26 protein-coding genes and 2 pseudogenes are annotated in these 18,524 nt (G+C 44.9%); 4 read left to right on the top strand and 24 right to left on the bottom strand.

All coding sequences use genetic code 11. From position 1 onward, the window contains the following. The 24 genes and pseudogenes from CRENPOLYSF2_RS05160 to serA all read right to left on the bottom strand — a co-directional run. Positions 1-618: pseudogene (locus tag CRENPOLYSF2_RS05160) on the bottom strand (hypothetical protein); the annotation flags it as partial. 65 nt (positions 619-683) lie between these two features. Then, positions 684-1,082 carry a protein TolR gene (tolR, locus tag CRENPOLYSF2_RS05155; protein WP_245807907.1) on the bottom strand — a complete coding sequence of 133 codons (399 nt, stop codon included), beginning with the start codon at positions 1,080-1,082 and terminating at the stop codon, positions 684-686. Between the two features lie 26 nt (positions 1,083-1,108). Further along, positions 1,109-1,786, bottom strand: coding sequence for a protein TolQ (gene tolQ / locus CRENPOLYSF2_RS05150; protein WP_087142872.1), 678 nt, complete (start codon positions 1,784-1,786; stop codon positions 1,109-1,111). After that, a complete protein-coding gene (gene ybgC, locus CRENPOLYSF2_RS05145; RefSeq protein WP_176371043.1) occupies positions 1,776-2,180 on the bottom strand; it encodes a tol-pal system-associated acyl-CoA thioesterase in 405 nt (134 codons plus the stop codon). Before ybgC ends, tolQ begins: the two co-directional genes overlap by 11 nt. Next, positions 2,181-2,849 carry an MliC family protein gene (locus CRENPOLYSF2_RS05140; RefSeq protein WP_217884069.1) on the bottom strand — a complete coding sequence of 223 codons (669 nt, stop codon included), beginning with the start codon at positions 2,847-2,849 and terminating at the stop codon, positions 2,181-2,183. A gap of 2 nt (positions 2,850-2,851) precedes the next feature. Then, on the bottom strand, positions 2,852-3,436 hold the full coding sequence (locus CRENPOLYSF2_RS05135; protein ID WP_087142870.1) for a Uma2 family endonuclease: 585 nt from the start codon (positions 3,434-3,436) through the stop codon (positions 2,852-2,854). A 215-nt stretch (positions 3,437-3,651) separates the two neighbouring features. Continuing rightward, on the bottom strand, positions 3,652-5,697 hold the full coding sequence (locus CRENPOLYSF2_RS05130) for a hypothetical protein (RefSeq protein WP_087142869.1): 2,046 nt from the start codon (positions 5,695-5,697) through the stop codon (positions 3,652-3,654). Between the two features lie 252 nt (positions 5,698-5,949). Further along, entirely contained in the window at positions 5,950-6,198 is a 249-nt protein-coding gene (locus tag CRENPOLYSF2_RS05125; RefSeq protein WP_087142868.1) for a DUF2442 domain-containing protein, read from the bottom strand. A 2-nt stretch (positions 6,199-6,200) separates the two neighbouring features. Beyond that, positions 6,201-6,449: a DUF4160 domain-containing protein gene (locus CRENPOLYSF2_RS05120; protein WP_087142867.1), complete on the bottom strand. Its 249-nt coding sequence runs from the start codon at positions 6,447-6,449 to the stop codon at positions 6,201-6,203. A 32-nt stretch (positions 6,450-6,481) separates the two neighbouring features. Beyond that, a complete protein-coding gene (ruvB, locus tag CRENPOLYSF2_RS05115; RefSeq protein WP_217884071.1) occupies positions 6,482-7,516 on the bottom strand; it encodes a Holliday junction branch migration DNA helicase RuvB in 1,035 nt (344 codons plus the stop codon). Then, positions 7,516-8,103: a Holliday junction branch migration protein RuvA gene (gene ruvA / locus CRENPOLYSF2_RS05110; protein ID WP_087142865.1), complete on the bottom strand. Its 588-nt coding sequence runs from the start codon at positions 8,101-8,103 to the stop codon at positions 7,516-7,518. Before ruvA ends, ruvB begins: the two co-directional genes overlap by 1 nt. Next, the gene (gene ruvC, locus CRENPOLYSF2_RS05105) at positions 8,100-8,597 is read right to left on the bottom strand and encodes a crossover junction endodeoxyribonuclease RuvC (protein WP_087142864.1); all 498 of its coding nucleotides are present in this window, start codon (positions 8,595-8,597) and stop codon (positions 8,100-8,102) included. The genes ruvA and ruvC overlap by 4 nt, the downstream gene beginning before the upstream one ends. 44 nt (positions 8,598-8,641) lie before the next feature. After that, positions 8,642-9,331, bottom strand: a complete 690-nt coding sequence (locus tag CRENPOLYSF2_RS05100; RefSeq protein ID WP_087142863.1) for a hypothetical protein — start codon at positions 9,329-9,331, stop codon at positions 8,642-8,644. Positions 9,332-9,347: 16 nt separating this feature from the next. Continuing rightward, positions 9,348-9,953, bottom strand: coding sequence for a Uma2 family endonuclease (locus tag CRENPOLYSF2_RS05095; RefSeq protein WP_245807906.1), 606 nt, complete (start codon positions 9,951-9,953; stop codon positions 9,348-9,350). Positions 9,954-9,963: 10 nt separating this feature from the next. Then, a complete protein-coding gene (locus CRENPOLYSF2_RS05090) occupies positions 9,964-10,602 on the bottom strand; it encodes a calcium-binding protein (RefSeq protein ID WP_087142861.1) in 639 nt (212 codons plus the stop codon). 52 nt (positions 10,603-10,654) lie between these two features. Beyond that, entirely contained in the window at positions 10,655-10,900 is a 246-nt protein-coding gene (locus CRENPOLYSF2_RS05085) for a DUF433 domain-containing protein (RefSeq protein ID WP_419185543.1), read from the bottom strand. 17 nt (positions 10,901-10,917) lie between these two features. Next, positions 10,918-11,607 carry a phospholipase D family protein gene (locus CRENPOLYSF2_RS05080; protein WP_087142860.1) on the bottom strand — a complete coding sequence of 230 codons (690 nt, stop codon included), beginning with the start codon at positions 11,605-11,607 and terminating at the stop codon, positions 10,918-10,920. A 104-nt stretch (positions 11,608-11,711) separates the two neighbouring features. Continuing rightward, positions 11,712-12,002, bottom strand: a complete 291-nt coding sequence (locus tag CRENPOLYSF2_RS05075) for a DUF2442 domain-containing protein (protein ID WP_087142859.1) — start codon at positions 12,000-12,002, stop codon at positions 11,712-11,714. Between the two features lie 36 nt (positions 12,003-12,038). Further along, positions 12,039-12,176 (bottom strand): annotated as a pseudogene (locus tag CRENPOLYSF2_RS19480) (type II toxin-antitoxin system HicA family toxin); the annotation flags it as partial. 91 nt (positions 12,177-12,267) lie between these two features. Continuing rightward, complete coding sequence (locus tag CRENPOLYSF2_RS05065; protein WP_087142858.1) at positions 12,268-12,477, bottom strand: type II toxin-antitoxin system HicB family antitoxin; 210 nt, start codon at positions 12,475-12,477, stop codon at positions 12,268-12,270. A 29-nt stretch (positions 12,478-12,506) separates the two neighbouring features. Further along, positions 12,507-13,256 carry a YebC/PmpR family DNA-binding transcriptional regulator gene (locus CRENPOLYSF2_RS05060; protein WP_087142857.1) on the bottom strand — a complete coding sequence of 250 codons (750 nt, stop codon included), beginning with the start codon at positions 13,254-13,256 and terminating at the stop codon, positions 12,507-12,509. Positions 13,257-13,349: 93 nt separating this feature from the next. Next, a complete protein-coding gene (locus CRENPOLYSF2_RS05055; protein ID WP_087142856.1) occupies positions 13,350-13,589 on the bottom strand; it encodes a hypothetical protein in 240 nt (79 codons plus the stop codon). 128 nt (positions 13,590-13,717) lie between these two features. Next, on the bottom strand, positions 13,718-14,356 hold the full coding sequence (locus CRENPOLYSF2_RS05050) for an HAD-IB family phosphatase (RefSeq protein WP_087142855.1): 639 nt from the start codon (positions 14,354-14,356) through the stop codon (positions 13,718-13,720). Then, positions 14,353-15,936, bottom strand: coding sequence for a phosphoglycerate dehydrogenase (gene serA, locus CRENPOLYSF2_RS05045; RefSeq protein WP_087142854.1), 1,584 nt, complete (start codon positions 15,934-15,936; stop codon positions 14,353-14,355). Before serA ends, CRENPOLYSF2_RS05050 begins: the two co-directional genes overlap by 4 nt. 144 nt (positions 15,937-16,080) lie before the next feature. On the opposite strand from serA, the gene hemJ reads away from it, so the two are divergent. The 4 genes from hemJ to CRENPOLYSF2_RS05025 all read left to right on the top strand — a co-directional run bounded on the left by hemJ (position 16,081) and on the right by CRENPOLYSF2_RS05025 (position 18,524). Beyond that, on the top strand, positions 16,081-16,506 hold the full coding sequence (gene hemJ, locus CRENPOLYSF2_RS05040) for a protoporphyrinogen oxidase HemJ (protein ID WP_087142853.1): 426 nt from the start codon (positions 16,081-16,083) through the stop codon (positions 16,504-16,506). 30 nt (positions 16,507-16,536) lie between these two features. Further along, positions 16,537-17,334 carry a bifunctional hydroxymethylpyrimidine kinase/phosphomethylpyrimidine kinase gene (gene thiD, locus CRENPOLYSF2_RS05035; RefSeq protein WP_087142852.1) on the top strand — a complete coding sequence of 266 codons (798 nt, stop codon included), beginning with the start codon at positions 16,537-16,539 and terminating at the stop codon, positions 17,332-17,334. Then, complete coding sequence (gene thiE, locus CRENPOLYSF2_RS05030) at positions 17,331-17,951, top strand: thiamine phosphate synthase (protein ID WP_087142851.1); 621 nt, start codon at positions 17,331-17,333, stop codon at positions 17,949-17,951. Before thiD ends, thiE begins: the two co-directional genes overlap by 4 nt. A 105-nt stretch (positions 17,952-18,056) precedes the next feature. Further along, positions 18,057-18,524 carry a thiosulfate oxidation carrier protein SoxY gene (locus tag CRENPOLYSF2_RS05025; RefSeq protein WP_087142850.1) on the top strand — a complete coding sequence of 156 codons (468 nt, stop codon included), beginning with the start codon at positions 18,057-18,059 and terminating at the stop codon, positions 18,522-18,524.

The following is an 18,524-nucleotide window of genomic DNA, read 5'->3' as shown; positions in this document are numbered from 1 at the left end:
CGCTTTTCTGGCCTCGGCTTTGGCACGATCAGCCGCTTCCTGTTTAGCTATTTCTTTAGCACGTTCAGCAGCTTGCTGTTTCGATTCTATTTTGGCCTTTTCAACGGCTTCGGCTTTTCTGGCTTCTGCTTTAGCACGATCCGCCGCTTCTTGCTTAGCGTCTTCTTTGGCTCTTTCAGCAGCTTCCGCTTTTCTGGCCTCGGCTTTAGCATGATCAGCCGCTTCCTGTTTAGCTATTTCTTTAGCACGTTCAGCGGCTTCGATTTTTTTAGCTTCGGCTTTAGCGCGATCGGCTGCTTCTTGCTTAGCTTCAGCTTGCTTGGCGTGTTGTTTAGCTTGCGCTCTGGCTTTTTCAGATTTCTCAACCAAGGCACGCGCCGCTGCCTGCGCTTGCTCTGGCGTATTTTGCGGCTCTATAAATTCCTTAAGCGCTTGTTTTTGATTAAATTCAGTTTGCGATTGTGCCTTGATAGATTTAACTTTCTCAATCGGCTCCGGTTTAATCTCTTTGGGCAATTTGGTAAGATCAACAAAAGTGGCGTGAATAATCTCCGGCTTGGGCTTATCCTTAACCACTTTGGTTTTAAACAACGTGCTTAATGCAAATAGGCCCAACACAAAAATATGCAGTGCAAAGGCCAGAATAAAGGCCCGTATTAGCTTCTTTCGACTGTCCATCTGCGCTATTGGTCGTCAGATTTAGTCATTAATCCAACATTGGCCACACCGGCATTTTTCAACGATGCCATCACCGTTACCACCGTACCGTAGTCTATGCTTTTGTCGGCATTAATTAACACTTGCACCGTGGGTTTTTCCGCCAACACCGCCGCGACACGCGTATCAATCTCCTCTTGTGGTATTAATTCGTCGGTATTGCCACCCACGCTAATATAAAACTCACCGCTCTTTTTAATCGATACCACTAACGGCGGCTCGCCTTCGCCCGAATCCACCGATGCCGCTTGTGCCCGTGGCAATTCCACTTCAACACCGGTTTGCAGCATCGGCGTGGTAATCATAAAAATAATCAATAACACCAAAGTTACGTCAATGTAGGGTACTACATTGATTTCGGCCATGGGTTTTCTGCGCTTAGCTCGTCTGCTCATTTGCTATGCGCCTGTCTTTGTAGCAAAACAACAAATTCTTCCACGAACAATTCATAACGGCCTGTTAATCTGTCCAAACGGGTAGAAAAGCGGTTATAGGCAACAACCGCAGGGATCGCGGCAAACAAGCCAATCGCTGTAGCAATCAAGGCTTCGGCAATACCGGGCGCTACCAAAGCTAAGGTCGCCTGTTTTACGCTACCCAAAGACATAAACGAATTCATAATCCCCCACACCGTACCAAACAAACCGACGTACGGACTGGTCGAACCCACAGTCGCTAAAAACGCCAGATGTTCATCCAACCTATCCAGCTCGCGGGACAATTCAATGCGCATGGTGCGCTGGGCACTTTCCACTTGTACCACAGGCTCCACATTACCGGCCTGACGCATACGGGAAAATTCTTTATAACCGGCCAGAAATATCTTTTCAATGCCCTCTGGGGCAAAATCTTTGGCCGATAGTTTTTTAAACAGCTCAACTAACGAATCGCCTGACCAAAACTGGGTTTCAAATTCATCGGTAATTTCTACCGCACGCGCCAATTCTTTGCGTTTTAAAAAGATGAACGTCCAAGAAGCGATGGAAACCACCATGAGCAATAGCATCACAAATTGCACAACAAGACTGGCTTCTTTAATCAGATGTAGAAAGGATAAATCAGTATTCATTTTTTAACTGCTCTAATAGGTTTTCAGGAATCGCTTTAGGACGCAAACTGTGTGCATCCAAACAGGCAATGCGAATGTTTGCTGTGCAACATTCAACAGAACCGCGTGTAATAGTTTGTGCAAAACTCAGGCTGACTTTTTTAATCTCAGTCACGCTAGATTGCACCGATAAGTATTCATTGAAGCGTGCAGGACTTAAGTAATCCACCTGCACCGAACGTACCGCAAAAATAACACCGGCATTGGTGACCAGTTCATCTTGCTCAAAACCCATGCTTCTTAGCATCTCGGTTCTCGCCCGCTCAAAAAACTTGATGTAATTGGTGTGGTACACCACACCACCCGCATCGGTGTCTTCATAGTAGACGCGAATTGGCCAAACGAACATACTCAGTTATTTCTCTTTGGCTGTGCTGGCTTCTTTCTTTATTTGTGCAGCCACTTCGGCTTTTCTGGCTTCCCGTCTTGCTTGATCGGCAGCTTCTTGCTTGGCTGCTTCTTTAGCTTTCTCGACGACTTCGGCTTTAGCTTCAACTTTTCTCGGCTCTCCAGCTGTTACTGCTTTGGCTTCCGGCTGCGGCTTTGCGACGACTTCGGCTTTTTTCACCGATTCAACTACCGCTTCTTTGGCTTTTGGTGGTGCTTTTAGCGCTACGTCGGCTTTCTTCACGGTAGATTCAGCACACTCGGCCACTTTGGATTTATCATCGGCAACGTCCTCATCCAGCAGAGCATTATCACCTTTAGACCACCATTCCACCGTATGTTCATCGGTGTAACGCACACCACTGGCAGACACCACTTGAGGTAAAGTGTAGATCTTGCCATTTAGCGTAAGTTTTACAAAACTTAAGCTGTTATCCGACAAGTTGTAATAGCGTGCAGCCAGCTTTTTGCCGTTATCACAGAAATAACTCACGGTCTGGCCGCCGGTCACTTTCAATTTAGCAGCCTTGGTTGCCGCATAGCCAAACTGGCTGATGCCAAGCAATAAACTCGTAGCAATAACAATAGTCCGTCTGTTTAGCAAACGGTAATGCGACATAAAAGTAGATTTAGCCATAATTAAGCACTTTTCCTCTGTAAAAATTCCAACACATCTTCGTTATCGACCTGATAATAAATATCTTCAACCCGTACTGTCACGCCTAAAGAAATAAACGTGATGTCATCGCCCAAATAATAATACGCCGATTGCCAATAGTTTTGCCTGCTAAAAACCACAACCTCACCTTTGTCCTGTTCAATAAGTACATACTCTTCCAAACTGGGAATTTGCTGGTAGCGCAAACGTTTGTTGGTTTGGTCGAAACGGCGGGTTGATTTGGATAAAACTTCCACGATAATAACCGGTGCGTTTTTGTAATATTGGCTTTCGTTATCTTGCTGACAGACCACCATGACATCGGGGTAGTAAAAATCTCGACCTACCTTGACTTTCATATCAGCCATATAAGATCTGCAAGGCATACCTCTCAGCTGACTTCGGAACTCACTCACTGCATTAATAGACAGCAAGTTATGGTTTTCACTGGCACCTGCCATAGCGTAAACCTGACCATCAATCAGTTCATGTTTGGTATCTGCGAGCAGTTCGCCCCGTAGGTAGTCTTGTTCGCTTATCGGTTTGTTAGCAAAGTTAGCGTTCATGGCTGTTATTTTGGGTTGATAGGTTTCAACAATAACTAGCCGCTAAGCCAGCAGTAATGATTTTTAACATGATTTTACCGTGTTAGCCAGCAATTTACCGCCAAGATTTTTAGCCGAGGCCGCCATATTTTTTACAATTATAGATCAAATAAATCGACAACCATGGCTAATGTCTTAGACAGTTGTAAACCAAAATGCACCGAAACTTTCCAAACTTAGTTGCTATGATTTCCTACTTGCCCTTCTACTTTGCGTTCTAATTCGGATGCAGCTTCTATGACTCTTACTTTTGCCGCATACTCTGCTTCTAGGGCTTTTATTTTTTCGTCAAATGCCGCATGTACCGCTTCTCGTACTACATCATCAGAGCCGGATTTTATGGAGGCATCCAGTTCTGCGCTATAGGCAGCTTCTCTTGCTTTTCTCAGTACCTCAAAAGCTGCTACTTTTTGTTTATATTCATAAACTTGATAAATATTATACACATCATGTGTTCTCTTGCTATTACAGCTTAAATGCGGCTCGACAATGATACTGTCGTGATCGTGATTATAATCATAAGCACTCTCATCGGCCGAAATCCCAAAAAAATAAGATTTCCCTAGTTGCCAATCTTTTCCAGACGCTCTTAGGGTATTTTTCGCATCATTCCAAAATGTACGCTGTGTGCTAAATAATGGCAATGCCACTTTGCCATTTTTAAAACGAATATACAGGCAGTCTTTTTCAGTAAACAACTGGCCTTCTTCAAAGTGCCTATCTACTAAGAACCCATCACCCCCGCCATCACTTTGCATAAGCCCCGTATTATAAACAGCAATATAAGGCCATTTTTTATCATGCTCAAAATGACCGGGAGGCATCTCATCAATGACACGGGTTGGCTCGTTAACTGTCTCATCGACCGGTGAGCCATCATTGTACAAATTAAAACTAAGGTATTGATGCACTTTGGATATATCGCATTGCTGATGCGGCGGCGGTGTTACCCAACCTATGTTTGACGGATTGTAGTCCGTTGACATTAAATCCAGATCATGATTGCCGTAATAACCCTTCATTTTTTTTCCTAACCAGCTGTTGTATTTTTCTGCCAGCTTTTGTGGCGTGTCGTATCCCCAAAGCAGAATCGGCAACACCTTATCGCCACTGTCCAATACAAGGTAATAGCAATTATCGCTACCCAATCGCAATCTACCAATCTCGCACTCTTGCAGATGAACACAGGCATCTTTTCCACCCACTGGATGAACCAAAACACCACCTCCCCCAATAATTAATGAGGCAACATGCACTTTAGACTGGGGCTGCGTGAGCTGTTTTAGTTCATTCAAAACATCCTTTGAAACAACAGGTACTGGCATAGCAGGATTTCTACCTGCCACTTTTTCATCCCGTGCGGCTTTTTCTATCGCTTTCACCTTAGCGATATACGCAGCTTTTTCCTGTGCATAGTCGTCAGGTTGATAAAGGGCTTTAACAGTATGCACCAGTGTTAGATTACAACCGGAATAATGCGGGGGAATTATCATTTCACGATCAGCCGTAACGAGATGAGAAGTCAAGTCATTCCCACCGCTACCATGATCTGAATACATTTGAAAAAAATAGCGTTGCCCTACAAACCAGTCTTTTCCAGAGGCTCGCAGAGCCTTTTTGTTATCTTGCCAATAGGTGCGTTGCGTCGTAAATACAGGTAAAGCAACATGTCCGTCGGTAAAACGGATATAAAGACAGTCTTTTTTAATAAATAACTCGCCTTCAGCAAAAGGGTCATCTACAAAATCAAATACAGCAGGGTAGCTATAGCCACCAATATAGGCAATCTTGGCGTTACTTTTAGGGAGGCTAGTTACCTGTGGATCAATGATGGAAATACGCTCCTCTCCACTAAAAGATTCAGCAGATTTGGCATACAACTCCAAATTCCAATAGGGTTGTACCCGTAATTTATCGCACTGATAACCCGGCGGTAATGTTAGCCAACCGTTATCTTCCACGGGCGTTAAATCAATGGCACTATCGATGGCAATACCTACTATTTTTTTGCCCACTGCCTTTTTATACCAGAATGACAGGCTTTCTGGCGAACTGTAAGTTGTCGTTAAAACTGGCAAAACCTTCTCGCCATTGTCCAGCTCTATATAAAAGCAATTATCACGCCCCAGTCCTAGTGTGCCTCTATCTTCCTTGTCTTTAACAGGGTACAAAGATCTGTTAAGTTGAGCTGTTGCCACATGCACTTTAGATTGCGGGTGCATTGTTTGAGCTATCTCATTCAAAGTTTCATTTGAAACAGTGGGTTTTAAAATAGCAGTTTTCGGACTTAAAGACTTGGATTTTTGACAGCCAAATGTAACGACTAACAAGGCGAACAAGCATAGAACCCTACAAATATTCATTTCGTTTTCATAGCTCGGTAGCAAAGCGCTGCTTTTACAATTATAGATCAAATAAATCGACAGACACCGCTAAAGTTTTAGACGGTTGTAAATCAAAATGCACCAGAGGTATCACTGAATAATTTGCCCATGTTGCCACAATTCATATTCACTAATATCAATATTTTCGTTCCATACAATAGCGTAGCCGCCTGTATCTACCTGTACTGATCTAAATAAAGCCACATTTTTTAAAGGTGAAAACATAACGGTATCTAGCAAAGGCTTCACATCATATTGTCGCTTTTGTTGATTATCAAATTCTACGGCTAACGTATAGGCATCTATTGCTTTTACGGATATGATTTTTGGACAAGTCATTGCTAAGATAAAGGGGGCAGTTTATGGAATTGTTGCTTGTCCCACATTTCTTTGAGTTCTTTCTGATACAAAGATGCCCATTCTATAACAAGCTTACTGGCTCGATTTGGCAAGTCACCTTCAATCATTTCTAGGGTATCAAGATTAAACAAGCCCATATGCTCACCATAAATCGCATGAAAATGCGGTGGTGGATGGTCACCGAAAAATAATTTGATAATTATTCCATAAAATCTAGCTATTTCAGGCATGGTATTGTCGCTTACTAAATTAAAAATTAACGTTAGAGATCAAACAAATCAATAGACACCGCCAAAGCCTTAGGCGGCTGCAAACCAAAATGCACATAGGCATGACTGGTCACCACCCGACCACGCGGTGTACGCATAATAAAACCCTGTTGCAACAAATACGGCTCCAATACATCCTCAATCGTACCGCGCTCTTCACTGATAGCCGCCGCCAAGGTATCCAAACCCACAGGCCCACCGCCAAAATTATCAATCATCGCCATCAGTAACTTCCTGTCCAGCGCATCAAAGCCGTTGCTATCAACGCGCAACATATCCAGCGCCTGCTCCGATATATCGCCCGTAATCACGCCATTGCCTTTGACTTCGGCAAAATCCCGCACCCGCCGCAGTAATCGATTAGCAATACGCGGCGTGCCCCGCGAACGGCGGGCAATTTCAAACGCACCGTGTGATTCTATCGTAATTCCCAAAACGCCCGCTGAACGGGTGACAATCTGGCCTAATTCTTCTACCGTGTAAAACTCTAATCGCTGCACAATACCAAAACGGTCACGTAACGGCGAGGTCAATAGCCCTGCTCGCGTCGTTGCGCCGACCAAAGTAAACGGCGGTAAATCCAGCTTAATCGAACGTGCGGCAGGGCCTTCGCCAATCATCAAATCCAGCTGGTAATCTTCCATGGCCGGATACAAAATTTCTTCCACCACGGGACTTAAGCGATGGATTTCATCGATAAATAAAATATCGTGGGCATCTAGGTTGGTGAGCAATGCCGCCAGATCACCGGCTTTTTCCAGTACGGGACCTGAGGTTTGCCGAAAATTCACTCCCATTTCGGCGGCGATAATATTGGCTAAAGTAGTTTTGCCTAATCCAGGTGGACCAAATATCAGAACATGATCTAATGCTTCCTTTCGCGCCACTGCCGCCTGAATAAAAATCTCCATCTGATTTCGCAATTCTTGCTGGCCAACATATTCCGTCAGACGTTTAGGACGAATAGCCCTGTCCTGACGCTCTTCATCGGCGCGGCTGTTGGCAGTGACGATTCTGTCGGCTTCAATCATCGTTTAGCGCCTTGCAAGGCTTGGCGGATAATATCTTCACAGCTTTTACCTTCACTATTGATGGCTTGCACCATTTTAGCGGCATCGGCAGGTTTATAACCTAATGAACACAAGGCGCTGATGGCTTCCTGGCCTGGATTGGCTTGCAGTGGCACGGTACTTTGGCTGCTGATGGGGATGGAATCAGGCATTTTATCGCGCAATTCCACCATTAGGCGTTCGGCGGTTTTTTTGCCTACACCGGGTAATTTGACCAAAGCCTGGATGTCGCCATTATTAATGCAGCGATAAAACTCGTCAGCGCTTTGGCCGGATAAAATGGTCAGCGCCAGCTTTGGCCCTACGCCATTGACTTTAATCAACGTTCGGAACATAGTGCGATCGGCCTCAGTATGAAAGCCGAACAAGATATGCGCGTCTTCCCGCACCACCAGATGGGTGTGCAGTTTAATTTCTTCGCCAATAACGGGGAGATTGTAAAACGTGGTCATCGGCGCTTCAATTTCGTAGCCGACACCGCCCACATCCAGTTGCAACCACGGCGGCGCTTTGTGTACCAGTTTACCGCGCAAGAAACCGATCATGTCTTAACACCTTGCTGCAAGCGCACGGCTGTTTGCTGGTAATGCGCGTGGCACAGAGAAATACCCAACGCATCGCTGGCATCGATTTGTATGTCGCCCTGAATATTTAACAGAATTTTTACCATGTGCTGTACCTGTAGCTTGTCTGCACTGCCCTTGCCGACCAGTGCCTGCTTGATTTGCCGTGCGGCGTATTCGAACACCGGCACGTTGGTGAGTTGTACCGCACAGATCGCCGCGCCACGCGCCTGGCCTAATTTTAGGGCGGAATCGGCATTTTTGTGCATAAAAACCTGTTCTATGGCCATTTGTTCAGGGCGGTAGGTTTGGACAAGCTGTGCCACACCGTCAAAAATTTGCTTGAGCCTGTCGGGGAAATACTCCGCTTCGATGCGGATACAGCCGCTGGCGATGTATTTATAACGGTTCCCTGTCTGTTCTATCACGCCGTATCCGGTTAATCTGGAGCCTGGGTCTATCCCTAGTATGCGCATGGTTTCCTATTGTTAGTGGCCACTGGCCAGTTTATCCACATTACTTATTTTTTTCTCTGCTCTGCACGCGACTCGATTTTATGGGCTCGTTGAGCCAACCAATTCATAACCCGTCTAGGCAGCGAAGGATTCAAAAATTTCTCAGCAAAACCAATCATTCTTGCTTCAGGATCCACTTCGATTAATGTCTTATATAAAAGCTGTGCCGTGTCCTTTTTACCCATACAGCTGTAATATGCACACATTACTGCTGTAAAACCTGTAAATTCAGTAACATGAAATTTGTTTCTATCAGGATAAAGCATTTTAAGGTCAAACTTGTTATTGAAAATAACGGGTATTTTTTCGTATTCTCCGTTACCAAGACACAACTGGGCATAACCCAATTTTGCAAATAAGTAGTCAGGATTGGTACGGTAGTTTTCGTTAATTATTTCCCGAGAAATCTTTCGATTACCCAACTGTGCATAGGCCGCAGATAAGTGGTTGTACAGCATAGGCACTTGCGGATATTGTTCTTTCAGTACCAACAGCTTTTCTATCGCCAGTTTAGGGTCGCTGGTAATCAAATCATAAATGCCCTGTATTTGATTTTTAACCTGTATCGGCATTTTTTCAGTTTTGGTATCTACAGGGTCAAAAGAGATTTCATATTCACTGAAATGCAGCTCTTCGCCACTCTGCATTTTAATAGGACGCTGGGAGTTTTTTTTAGGTTTTTTGTTATATTTCATAATTTAACTTGCTCGATTAGGCATTTTTGTCCCATAAAAACTCCAACACATCTGCATTATTAACTTGATAATAAATATCTTCAACGCGCATTGTTACGCCTATTGCGGCAAAGGTAATTTCATCACCTAAGTAGTAATAGGCTGATTGCCAATGATTTTGCTTGCTAAAAACTTCTATTTCCGCGCTATCCTGTTCAATCAGAACATAGTCTTCCAGGCTAGGGATTTGTTGGTACTGTAAACGTTTGTTGGTTTTGTCAAATCGGCGCGTGGATTTGGATAACACTTCGACAATGATAACCGGTGCGGTTTTGTAATAGTTACTGCCGTTATCTTGCTGGCTAACCACCATCACATCGGGATAAAAAAAATCATGTCCTGCTTTAACTTTCATATCTACCATAAAAGTTCTGCATAGCGTGCCTTTCAATTGATTCCTTAACTCACTCGCCACATTAAGCGATATCAAATTATGGTCTTCACTGGATTCCAGCATTGCATAAGCTTGACCATCCATAAGCTCATGCCTGGTTTCTGCGAGTAATTCGCCTTGTAGGTAGTCTTGTTCGCTTATGGCGTGATGGGTAGGGCTAAAGTTCATGGTGATTTTATCGGTTGGCAAACCATACAGCCTAGTCTTTCACAGGCTGGTAATTCGATGAAGATTCTTTGGTAACTTCCAAATCGCACAACGGTAATACATAGCCACCACGTTTGTGGGAACATTGCACAAGCACACCATACGGTTCCATTATCTCGGTAATTTCTAATACTTTAACCACATCACCTTGGCGCACAGGACCTTTCTGCTGCTCCATAACCTCGGCCTCAAACGGAAATTTCAACACTTTCCGAAAATGTTTTTCCCAGGCTTCAAATGCTGCCCATTCATCGTCTGAATCGACATCCTGTAATACGTCTTTAACCCTTGAACCTTCTTCACCCAAATAGTCCCACCGGTAGGTATTTATTAGTTTTTTCAACACGCTTTCAACTTCAGCAGGCGTATCACGCGCATCAGTCAACTCTATATCCGGTGGATATAAACTCATCACCGACCAATCCAAATCATCTTCGTCGCATTGACGAATAGTCTTAGCTGTCATATTGGTTAATGTCAGGCTATCCCATTCAATCAAAATGGTTTCATCTTCAATTTCTGCAATCCTACCTACCCAACCGCTTATATCTTCATCATAGTCTGGGTCAAGGGTATTCGGCTTGACTTTAACTGAATCGCCTATTTTGAAAGGTTGCTTTTTTTGCAACATGGCTTCTCCATTTTTTAACAATTAGCTGACAGGTTTTCATCAAACAATAACTTCATCCACTAATAACCCTGGTATGCCGCTCCCTGTCCGCGGCATGGGCAAAACACGCCCGTATATCATCTTGGGTTAAATAATCATAATCATTCAAAACGTCTTGCTCCGTCATACCGGCCGCAAAACAGTCAAGAATATCATCAACGGTAATTCGTAACCCCCTAATACACGCCTTACCGCTGCGTTTATCGGGTTCAATAATAATAATGGAGTGATAATTAGTGTTTATAGTAGTCTTACCCAATTAACCAAAACTCAGAGTCAAAAATTTTCGGGCCATAGAAAATATGTTCCATATGAGCCCATACGAAATTCGCCACCAATCTCTTTGCCTTTGGTTGATAAATAATGCTTGTCCTCCTTGATTTCGAGCACACCAGAAGCAACAAAGTTTTTCATCAATTGAGTAGTATTAACCCCAAGTTTAATAGCGAGTTTAGACGTTGTAAGTTTACCCAATCTTTCATCAGGTTCTAATTTGTGGTCATTGGAAGGTTCGATTACGACACGCTCCAAAGAAATACGGACTTCATCACTTATACGAATAATGCGTTGCGCTTCTTCGTAGCCATCTTTGTAAAGTTCTGTATCGTCTGCACGACGAATGAGAACCCCCATTTCGTTATTGTTAACTTGGCTAAATTCATACAAATTAAGGCTTGTAATAATGCACAGGTCTTCATTCAAATAGCATTTTGCGTGCAAATTTTTGCAGAAGCTGGTGCGAATATAGGTCAGTTCTTTCAACCAGTTGATTTCTTCAGGTTGAAGCTCGCTTTTACCGTAAACAATGCGTACATCAATCTTCAACCGATTTTTATCCGCTAAAAGCTCCTTCATTCGGTCATTTAGCTTTAAAAATGGACTGATTAGAATCAACCTATCTTTAGCATCTTTAATTAATTCTTCAAGAAAATAATTAGTTGCGCTGGTATTTAGAAATTTTGCCATATTGCTGTGTCAAATTAAGGGTTAAAAAGTATTTAGGCATCGAACACCTTATTCCAAGTGTAGACTACCCCACACTTCCCATAATCTCATCAATCATATCCGTGTTAAACAATATAACTCCATTGCCTAAACAGCCCCTGCAAATCAGAATTATCCCTGAAAGCCTGGAAATAAATATATTCCGGCGCAAGATCAACCCCGTTTGGCCAAACGATGGTTTCTAATTCGCCATCTACACGTAACTGAGAAAACACCGAAATCTCTTTTAATGGCTCGAAAACATCACCCTTTAAGGCAGCAGACAAATCTGCAACACCTGTTCGGCCATCGTTAAACGATACAGCTACTTTATAATCTTCTAAATATTGGGCTTTAGTTACATGCAGAAATGACATCACTATAAACGCCAAAATAGTACACGCTAATTGCTGCTAGGTTCGCATATTAAGAAGTTCTTCAACAGTCAACCCAATATCTTTTGCAATTTGTCGAAGCATAACCGGTGACACATCACATCCAGCATGAAATGCCACTGTTGTAAACCTACCATCAAGGTGACGAAACTGTTTATGCGACCTCTTTGTCGTACTTTACTAAACCCTAATACCATAAGTAATGCAACAACTTCACGAGGCTTAAGAACGGGCAAACTTCCCATGTCTAAGCCACAAGTACATTCTGTGTACCCACAAATTCGGCTTCAAGCACTGGTTCGCCATCCTCAAGCAACATTTCCACGACTTCACGAAGATTGTTATTCAATTCGTCCAACGTTTTCGCTTGCGTATGCGCCCCTGGAAATCCAGGGATAAAACCCACATAAAGCCCCGTGTCATAACATTTTTCAACAATTGCTGTGTAACTTCTCATATAACTCACCTACATAACATTCAGATAAACTACGAATCCAACCTTTCCATAATCTCATCACTGATATCCGCATTGGAATACACATTCTGCACGTCATCCAAATCTTCCAGGCGGTCAATCAATTTCATCATTTTCTCTGCATCTTCGGCTTCAAGCGCTGCCATCGTCGCCGCTTGCATGGTGACTTCAGCATTATCCGGCGCAAAACCCGCCGCTACCAATGCCTCTTTAACAACCAGATAACTTTCCGGTGTCGTCATTACATCAATAGAGCTGTCATCATGCGTGGTAACGTCTTCCGCACCACATTCCAAAGCCGCTTCCATCAGCGCATCTTCATTCACACCGGGCGCGTAACTCAGTACGCCAATCTTGGTAAACAGATACGCCACCGAGCCATCCGTGCCCAAATTGCCGCCCGCCTTGGTAAACGCATGGCGCACCTCGGCCACCGTGCGGTTACGGTTGTCGGTCAAACAATCGACTATCACCGCCACGCCACCAGGGCCATAACCTTCATAACGAATGGTCTCATAATTGACACCTTCCAATGCGCCCGATGCTTTCTTAATCGCCGTATCAATCGTATCGCGGCGCATGTTTGCACCCAAGGCCTTATCAATCGCCGTGCGTAATGTGGGGTTACTTACAGCCTCCGGCCCACTGGTTTTTACCGCTACGGTGATTTCCCGTAATATTTTAGTAAAAACCTTGCCGCGTTTGGCATCTTGCCCCGCTTTGCGGTGCTTGATATTAGCCCATTTACTGTGTCCTGCCATGTTTCTTCTCTACAAAATACAAATTCAATCTAAAGGTTAGACGTGTAGGCTGGGCAGGTTCAATGCCCAACTTATTTATCACCACATTGCCCTTTAAGCAACATTCAGCATTTTGTTGGCGTAATCTTTGCCTGAAATTGTTGGCGGCAACGGCTTGCTGTTTTGTAGAAAGAGCGAAATAGTTTCATCAACCAGCTCACACAGCGCAACAAAAACCTGCTTTTCATCATCGCCATGACAACCCCCATAAAATAGCCCGGGACAACTACCAACAAAACATTGGTCCTCATCTGACCATTCCACAATTTTCACATAACGGTTTTTTTCGTTCATTGCTGCGACTCCTCAATGGCTACTTCGATAGCGGGCAGAATTGTAGGGTGGGCAAGTTTTTTTGCCCACCTTTTGTTACCGTATGATTCCGCGTGGGCACAAAAAGCCTGTACCCACCCTACCGTTAATCATGAAATATACGGCAAAACCGCCATCAAACTGGACTCCACCGTATAAACATCCGCCTGTTCACGCACAATCGCCCGATCCGCCACGCCACCAAAACCCACCACATAAGCCCCAGCTAACTTAGCTTCCATATCGGTCTTGCCATCGCCAACCATCACGATAGAGCCATTACCTTTCAGGCCACCGACCACTTCCGCCTTACCGCCGGCACGCGCCAACGGTGAAGCCTCATCAAAGCCACGATAACTGCCATCGTCATTAAAATACACATCAACGGCATGAACATGGCCTTCCTGCAAGCCTAAAAAAACCGCCAACGGCAGTATCGCTTGCCGCAAGCCGCCGCTAATGATATGTACGGTTTTGCCTTGCGCCAACAAAATGTTGAACAGCTCTTTAACGCCGTCAACAATCTCGCTGATATACAGCTGCGCCACCCAGTCAATACTGGCGCTATCCGGCTGTATGGCCGACAAACGCCGACCATACACATCCTGCAACGGCACTGTGCCGTTCATCGCCAAATCGGTCAGCTTGGACATTGCTTCTGCCATGCCGACGCGCCGCGCCAGTTCATCAATGCCTTCTATTTTGCTGAGCGTACTGTCGCAGTCAAAGCAGATGACATCAAAGCTCATAAAGTGATTTGAGTGACGTGTTTAACGACAGGCACTTGGCGGATTTGCTCCAGCAACGCTTCAGTAATCGGTGCTGACACGCTGATAACCGCCATCGCCTGAATCTTGTCATCCACCGTACTAACCTGCATACGGGTAATATTGATACCGGCATTGCCCAGCACCGAACTAATCGCAGAAATAACGCCCGGTTTGTCATCATGACGGGTTACGATCAACGTACCTTCAGGCACCACTTCAATATCAAAATGATTAATGCACACCAGACGCGGCTGGCGGCCACCCAATAAAGCGCCGGACAACGTAATACTTTGATCCGCACAATGGCCAGTCACCTTAATCAACGACACGTAATCTTCGGACTTTTCAGAAACCGATTCGACCAGGGCAATACCTTGGCGCTTGGCGAAGTTTTCGGCATTCACACGGTTAACCGGCGTTGCCACCTGGCCGCTTAACACACCCACCAACGCAGACACTGAAATCGGCCTGACCGCTACCTCTGCGGCTTTGCCAAAGGTGGCCATTTCCATTTTAGTGATCGGTTGTGTTGCCAATCCGGCCAAAATTTTACCCAGCATAGTGGCCAGGTTCATAAATTCGTAGGATTTTTTCAGCTCTTCGGCAGACACACGCGGTAAATTCAAGGCATTGACCGCTTCGCCAGTCTTAAAGAACGTGACGGCTTGACGGGCAATTTCCACACTCACCGCCACTTGCGCTTCAGCCGTAGATGCACCCAAATGTGGTGTGAATACGATATTATCCAGCTCCAGCAATGGCGATCCGGCAGGCGGTTCATTTTCATATACGTCTAACGCTGCACCGGCAAGACGACCTTCTTTTAAGGCATCATGCAGCGCAGTTTCATCAATCAAGCCGCCTCTGGCGCAGTTGATAATCATGGCGGTTTTTTTCATCATCGCCAATTGCGGTGCGCCGATGACATTACGGGTTTTTTCGATCAACGGGCAATGTAAGGTTAAATAATCGGCACGGCTGACCAATTCATCCAAACTCACCGATTCCACGCCGTAATCGGCAAAAATTTCCGGTGCGACAAACGGGTCATAAGCGATCACGTTCATGCGTAAACCCAAGCCGCGTTGTGAAGCAATACGACCAATCGTGCCAAAACCCAAGATAGCCAGGGTTTTGTGCGATACTTCTGATCCCATTAATTTAGAGCGCTCCCATTTACCGGCGCGTACCGAACGGTCGGCTTTGGGCAAATGACGGCTTAAGGACATCAAATGCGCAATCGCCAATTCGGCAGTCGTGGTAGCATTGGCATCAGGGGTATTCATAATGATAATACCCAGCTCTGTGGCCAATGGAATATCAACGTTATCCACACCAATACCGGCACGGCCAATCAGCTTCAGGCGTGTGGCAGCGTGCAATACCTTAGGGGTTACTTGGGTATCGCTGCGGATTAACAAGCCATCGTAATCACCAATAATGGCACACAGGCCGTCTTCATCCAGACCGGTTTCGATATGGATTTGAATACCCGTTTGTTCGTTTAAATAATTGATACCGGCTTCTGCCAGCTTGTCGGAAATAAGGATCTTTTTCACAGGAATGTTTACCGAGACTGTATGCTAAAAAACCCATAGTTTACCAGCTTTGCTATAATCGCAACATTAACAATATGGCTATCTTAAGGCAATGACAGCGGCTCGTATTGACAACGTTAGAAAAAACCCACAGAGGAGTTAACTATGCTTTGGCTCAAAGCCCTGCATTTAATCTTTATGGTCACCTGGTTTGCAGGGCTGTTTTACCTGCCACGCCTATTTGTATACCATGCCATGAGTGATGACAGTATCAGCCATGAGCGTTTTAAGGTGATGGAACGCAAACTGTTTTTCGGTATTATGACACCGGGCATGATCCTGACTTTTGTGTTTGGTATCTGGATGTTAAGTGATTATGCCTGGACGATTTATGGCCACAGCGGTTGGTTACATGCCAAACTGGCTTTACTGGGTTTGCTGGTGATTTACCATAGTATGTGCGGCGTGTGGCTGGTTGCTTTCAAACACAACCGCAACGCGCACAGCCATGTTTACTTTCGGTGGATGAACGAAGTGCCGGTATTGTTTCTGGTGGCGATCATCATTCTGGCTGTGGTTAAGCCTTTCTAAAAACCGCCCTATTTTTAACACGGATTCCTCATGTCCCAACATCGCGCTCGTCCTGTTGTTTTTTCTTTTTCTGGCCACGATCCCAGTGGTGGCGCAGGTATTCAGGCAGATATTGAAACCGTGGTCAGCCACCATTGCCATTCGGTCGGCGTGATTACCTCATTAACCGAACAAGACACCCACAACGTCAAAAAACTGCTGCCGCAACAACCGGAAAACATTATTAGCCAATCAAAAACTTTGTTGGATGATTTGTCCGTCGATGTGTTTAAAATTGGTTTAATAGGCCATCACGACACCACAACCGCCATTGCCACGATTTTGCAACAACATCCAGCTATTCCGGTGGTTTTAGATCCCATACTCGCAGCGGGTGGCGGCACTCGTTTATCCAACGATGAACTTATCAAAGCAATAATAGATTTATTGTTACCACACACCACCGTATTAACCCCTAACAGCAAAGAAGCCCGACAATTAACCGGCTTAACGGATTTAACCGAATGCGGCCTGAAATTATTGGAACTCGGCTGCAAATTCGTACTCATTACCGGCACCCACGAAGACACCGCCGTGGTCAGCAATCTGCTGTTCCATGACAACCGCTTATGGGAAACCTACCATTGGGATAGATTGCCGGATAGTTATCACGGCTCCGGCTGTACGTTGGCTTCCAGCATTGCCTCGCTTATCGCGCAAGGCTTAGCGCCGCTGCCTGCTATTGAAGAGGCGCAGGAATATACCTGGAATTCTTTAAGTGACGGCTTTCAGCCAGGCAACGGCCAACACATCCCTAACCGGTTTTTCTGGCTGGAAGAAACCACATGAAGTTTCCCGAACGCGGGCTATATGCCATTACCCAAACCGACAATAAATCACCTGAAACCGTTATAGATGAAGTCACTGCCGCTATAAAAGGCGGTGCGGTGGTTGTGCAATACCGTGATAAAAGCTCAGAAGACAAAATTTATTTAGGCGGCGAACTACTTAAAGTCTGCCACCACTACGGCATACCTTTCATTATTAATGATGATATAGCATTGGCTGCACGTTTGGGTGCTGATGGCGTGCATCTGGGCAAAGACGATGATGATATTTTACTGGCCAGACATCATTTGGGGGCGGATGCGATTATTGGCGTATCGTGCTATAACTCGGTGGAGCGAGCCCTTACTATGCAGGCGCAAGGCGCGACCTATGTGGCGTTTGGGCGGTTTTTCCCCTCGTCATCCAAACCATTAGCAGCACCTGCAAGGCTTGAAACCTTGCAACAAGCCAAGCTTGTGCTGACTGTGCCCATCGTTGCCATTGGCGGTATTTTGCCAGAAAATGCAGTGCCATTAATAAACGCAGGGGCTGATTTGCTGGCGGTTATCGGTGGATTATTTTCTGCTCAACCAGAACAAGCAGCACGCCAATACCAAGCCGTATTCAAGGATATTTAACCTTTGAAGCCAATATCCTGTAAAATCTGACCCTCATTGGAACCCTAGCGTTACCCGTTGTTTTTTAAGCAATTACCCTATATTTCATCAAAAATTTGAGTCGATATGATAACAAATACACGTAGAGAGTTTATTAAAAAAGCAACCGCGCTAAGCGGTTATTCTATGTTATCTGCCGCAGGCTTGCTAAATTTACGATTGGCATTTGCCGAGGCCATTAATTTTGAAGCCCTACCAATGGATTTAATTTTACAGGGTGTACTCAAGGGTAAACCTGTGCTTGATAGCGACAAAATTCACATCAAAATTTCCTCATCAGCCGATAATAAAATTCCCGTACCCATTACGGTAGAAACTGATTTAAAAGACATCAAAAGCATTTCAATTCTCGTCGAACAAAATACTGTGCCCTTAGTTGCAACTTTCGAATTATCACCAGCACTAGAGCCTTTTGTGTCTACGCGACTAAAGCTGATGCGAACGTCTTTTGTTTTTGTGTTGTTAGAGTCCAATAAAATATTTTATGCGGCCAAGCAAAAAGTAACCGTCAGCGAAAGCGGTTGCGGAGCCTAA

Origin of the sequence: Crenothrix polyspora (genome assembly GCF_900163755.1) — a bacterium.
GTDB lineage: Bacteria > Pseudomonadota > Gammaproteobacteria > Methylococcales > Methylomonadaceae > Crenothrix > Crenothrix polyspora.
This window is presented reverse-complemented; position numbering and strand designations above follow the sequence as displayed.

Bases quoted from the DNA above. Each gene is read 5' to 3' on its own strand.
- CRENPOLYSF2_RS05130 (WP_087142869.1), bottom strand. From the start codon at position 5,697: ATGCACCCGCAATCTAAAGTGCATGTGGCAACAGCTCAACTTAACAGA.
- CRENPOLYSF2_RS05100 (WP_087142863.1), bottom strand. From the start codon at position 9,331: ATGAAATATAACAAAAAACCTAAAAAAAACTCCCAGCGTCCTATTAAA.
- CRENPOLYSF2_RS05075 (WP_087142859.1), bottom strand. From the start codon at position 12,002: ATGTCATTTCTGCATGTAACTAAAGCCCAATATTTAGAAGATTATAAA.
- CRENPOLYSF2_RS05090 (WP_087142861.1), bottom strand. From the start codon at position 10,602: ATGTTGCAAAAAAAGCAACCTTTCAAAATAGGCGATTCAGTTAAAGTC.
- thiE (WP_087142851.1), top strand. From the start codon at position 17,331: ATGAAGTTTCCCGAACGCGGGCTATATGCCATTACCCAAACCGACAAT.
- CRENPOLYSF2_RS05055 (WP_087142856.1), bottom strand. From the start codon at position 13,589: ATGAACGAAAAAAACCGTTATGTGAAAATTGTGGAATGGTCAGATGAG.
- ruvC (WP_087142864.1), bottom strand. From the start codon at position 8,597: ATGCGCATACTAGGGATAGACCCAGGCTCCAGATTAACCGGATACGGC.
- ruvA (WP_087142865.1), bottom strand. From the start codon at position 8,103: ATGATCGGTTTCTTGCGCGGTAAACTGGTACACAAAGCGCCGCCGTGG.
- thiD (WP_087142852.1), top strand. From the start codon at position 16,537: ATGTCCCAACATCGCGCTCGTCCTGTTGTTTTTTCTTTTTCTGGCCAC.
- CRENPOLYSF2_RS05135 (WP_087142870.1), bottom strand. From the start codon at position 3,436: ATGAACGCTAACTTTGCTAACAAACCGATAAGCGAACAAGACTACCTA.
- tolR (WP_245807907.1), bottom strand. From the start codon at position 1,082: ATGGCCGAAATCAATGTAGTACCCTACATTGACGTAACTTTGGTGTTA.
- tolQ (WP_087142872.1), bottom strand. From the start codon at position 1,786: ATGAATACTGATTTATCCTTTCTACATCTGATTAAAGAAGCCAGTCTT.
- CRENPOLYSF2_RS05025 (WP_087142850.1), top strand. From the start codon at position 18,057: ATGATAACAAATACACGTAGAGAGTTTATTAAAAAAGCAACCGCGCTA.
- CRENPOLYSF2_RS05140 (WP_217884069.1), bottom strand. From the start codon at position 2,849: ATGGCTAAATCTACTTTTATGTCGCATTACCGTTTGCTAAACAGACGG.
- CRENPOLYSF2_RS05050 (WP_087142855.1), bottom strand. From the start codon at position 14,356: ATGAGCTTTGATGTCATCTGCTTTGACTGCGACAGTACGCTCAGCAAA.
- CRENPOLYSF2_RS05120 (WP_087142867.1), bottom strand. From the start codon at position 6,449: ATGCCTGAAATAGCTAGATTTTATGGAATAATTATCAAATTATTTTTC.
- hemJ (WP_087142853.1), top strand. From the start codon at position 16,081: ATGCTTTGGCTCAAAGCCCTGCATTTAATCTTTATGGTCACCTGGTTT.
- CRENPOLYSF2_RS05080 (WP_087142860.1), bottom strand. From the start codon at position 11,607: ATGGCAAAATTTCTAAATACCAGCGCAACTAATTATTTTCTTGAAGAA.
- CRENPOLYSF2_RS05125 (WP_087142868.1), bottom strand. From the start codon at position 6,198: ATGACTTGTCCAAAAATCATATCCGTAAAAGCAATAGATGCCTATACG.
- CRENPOLYSF2_RS05065 (WP_087142858.1), bottom strand. From the start codon at position 12,477: ATGAGAAGTTACACAGCAATTGTTGAAAAATGTTATGACACGGGGCTT.
- CRENPOLYSF2_RS05060 (WP_087142857.1), bottom strand. From the start codon at position 13,256: ATGGCAGGACACAGTAAATGGGCTAATATCAAGCACCGCAAAGCGGGG.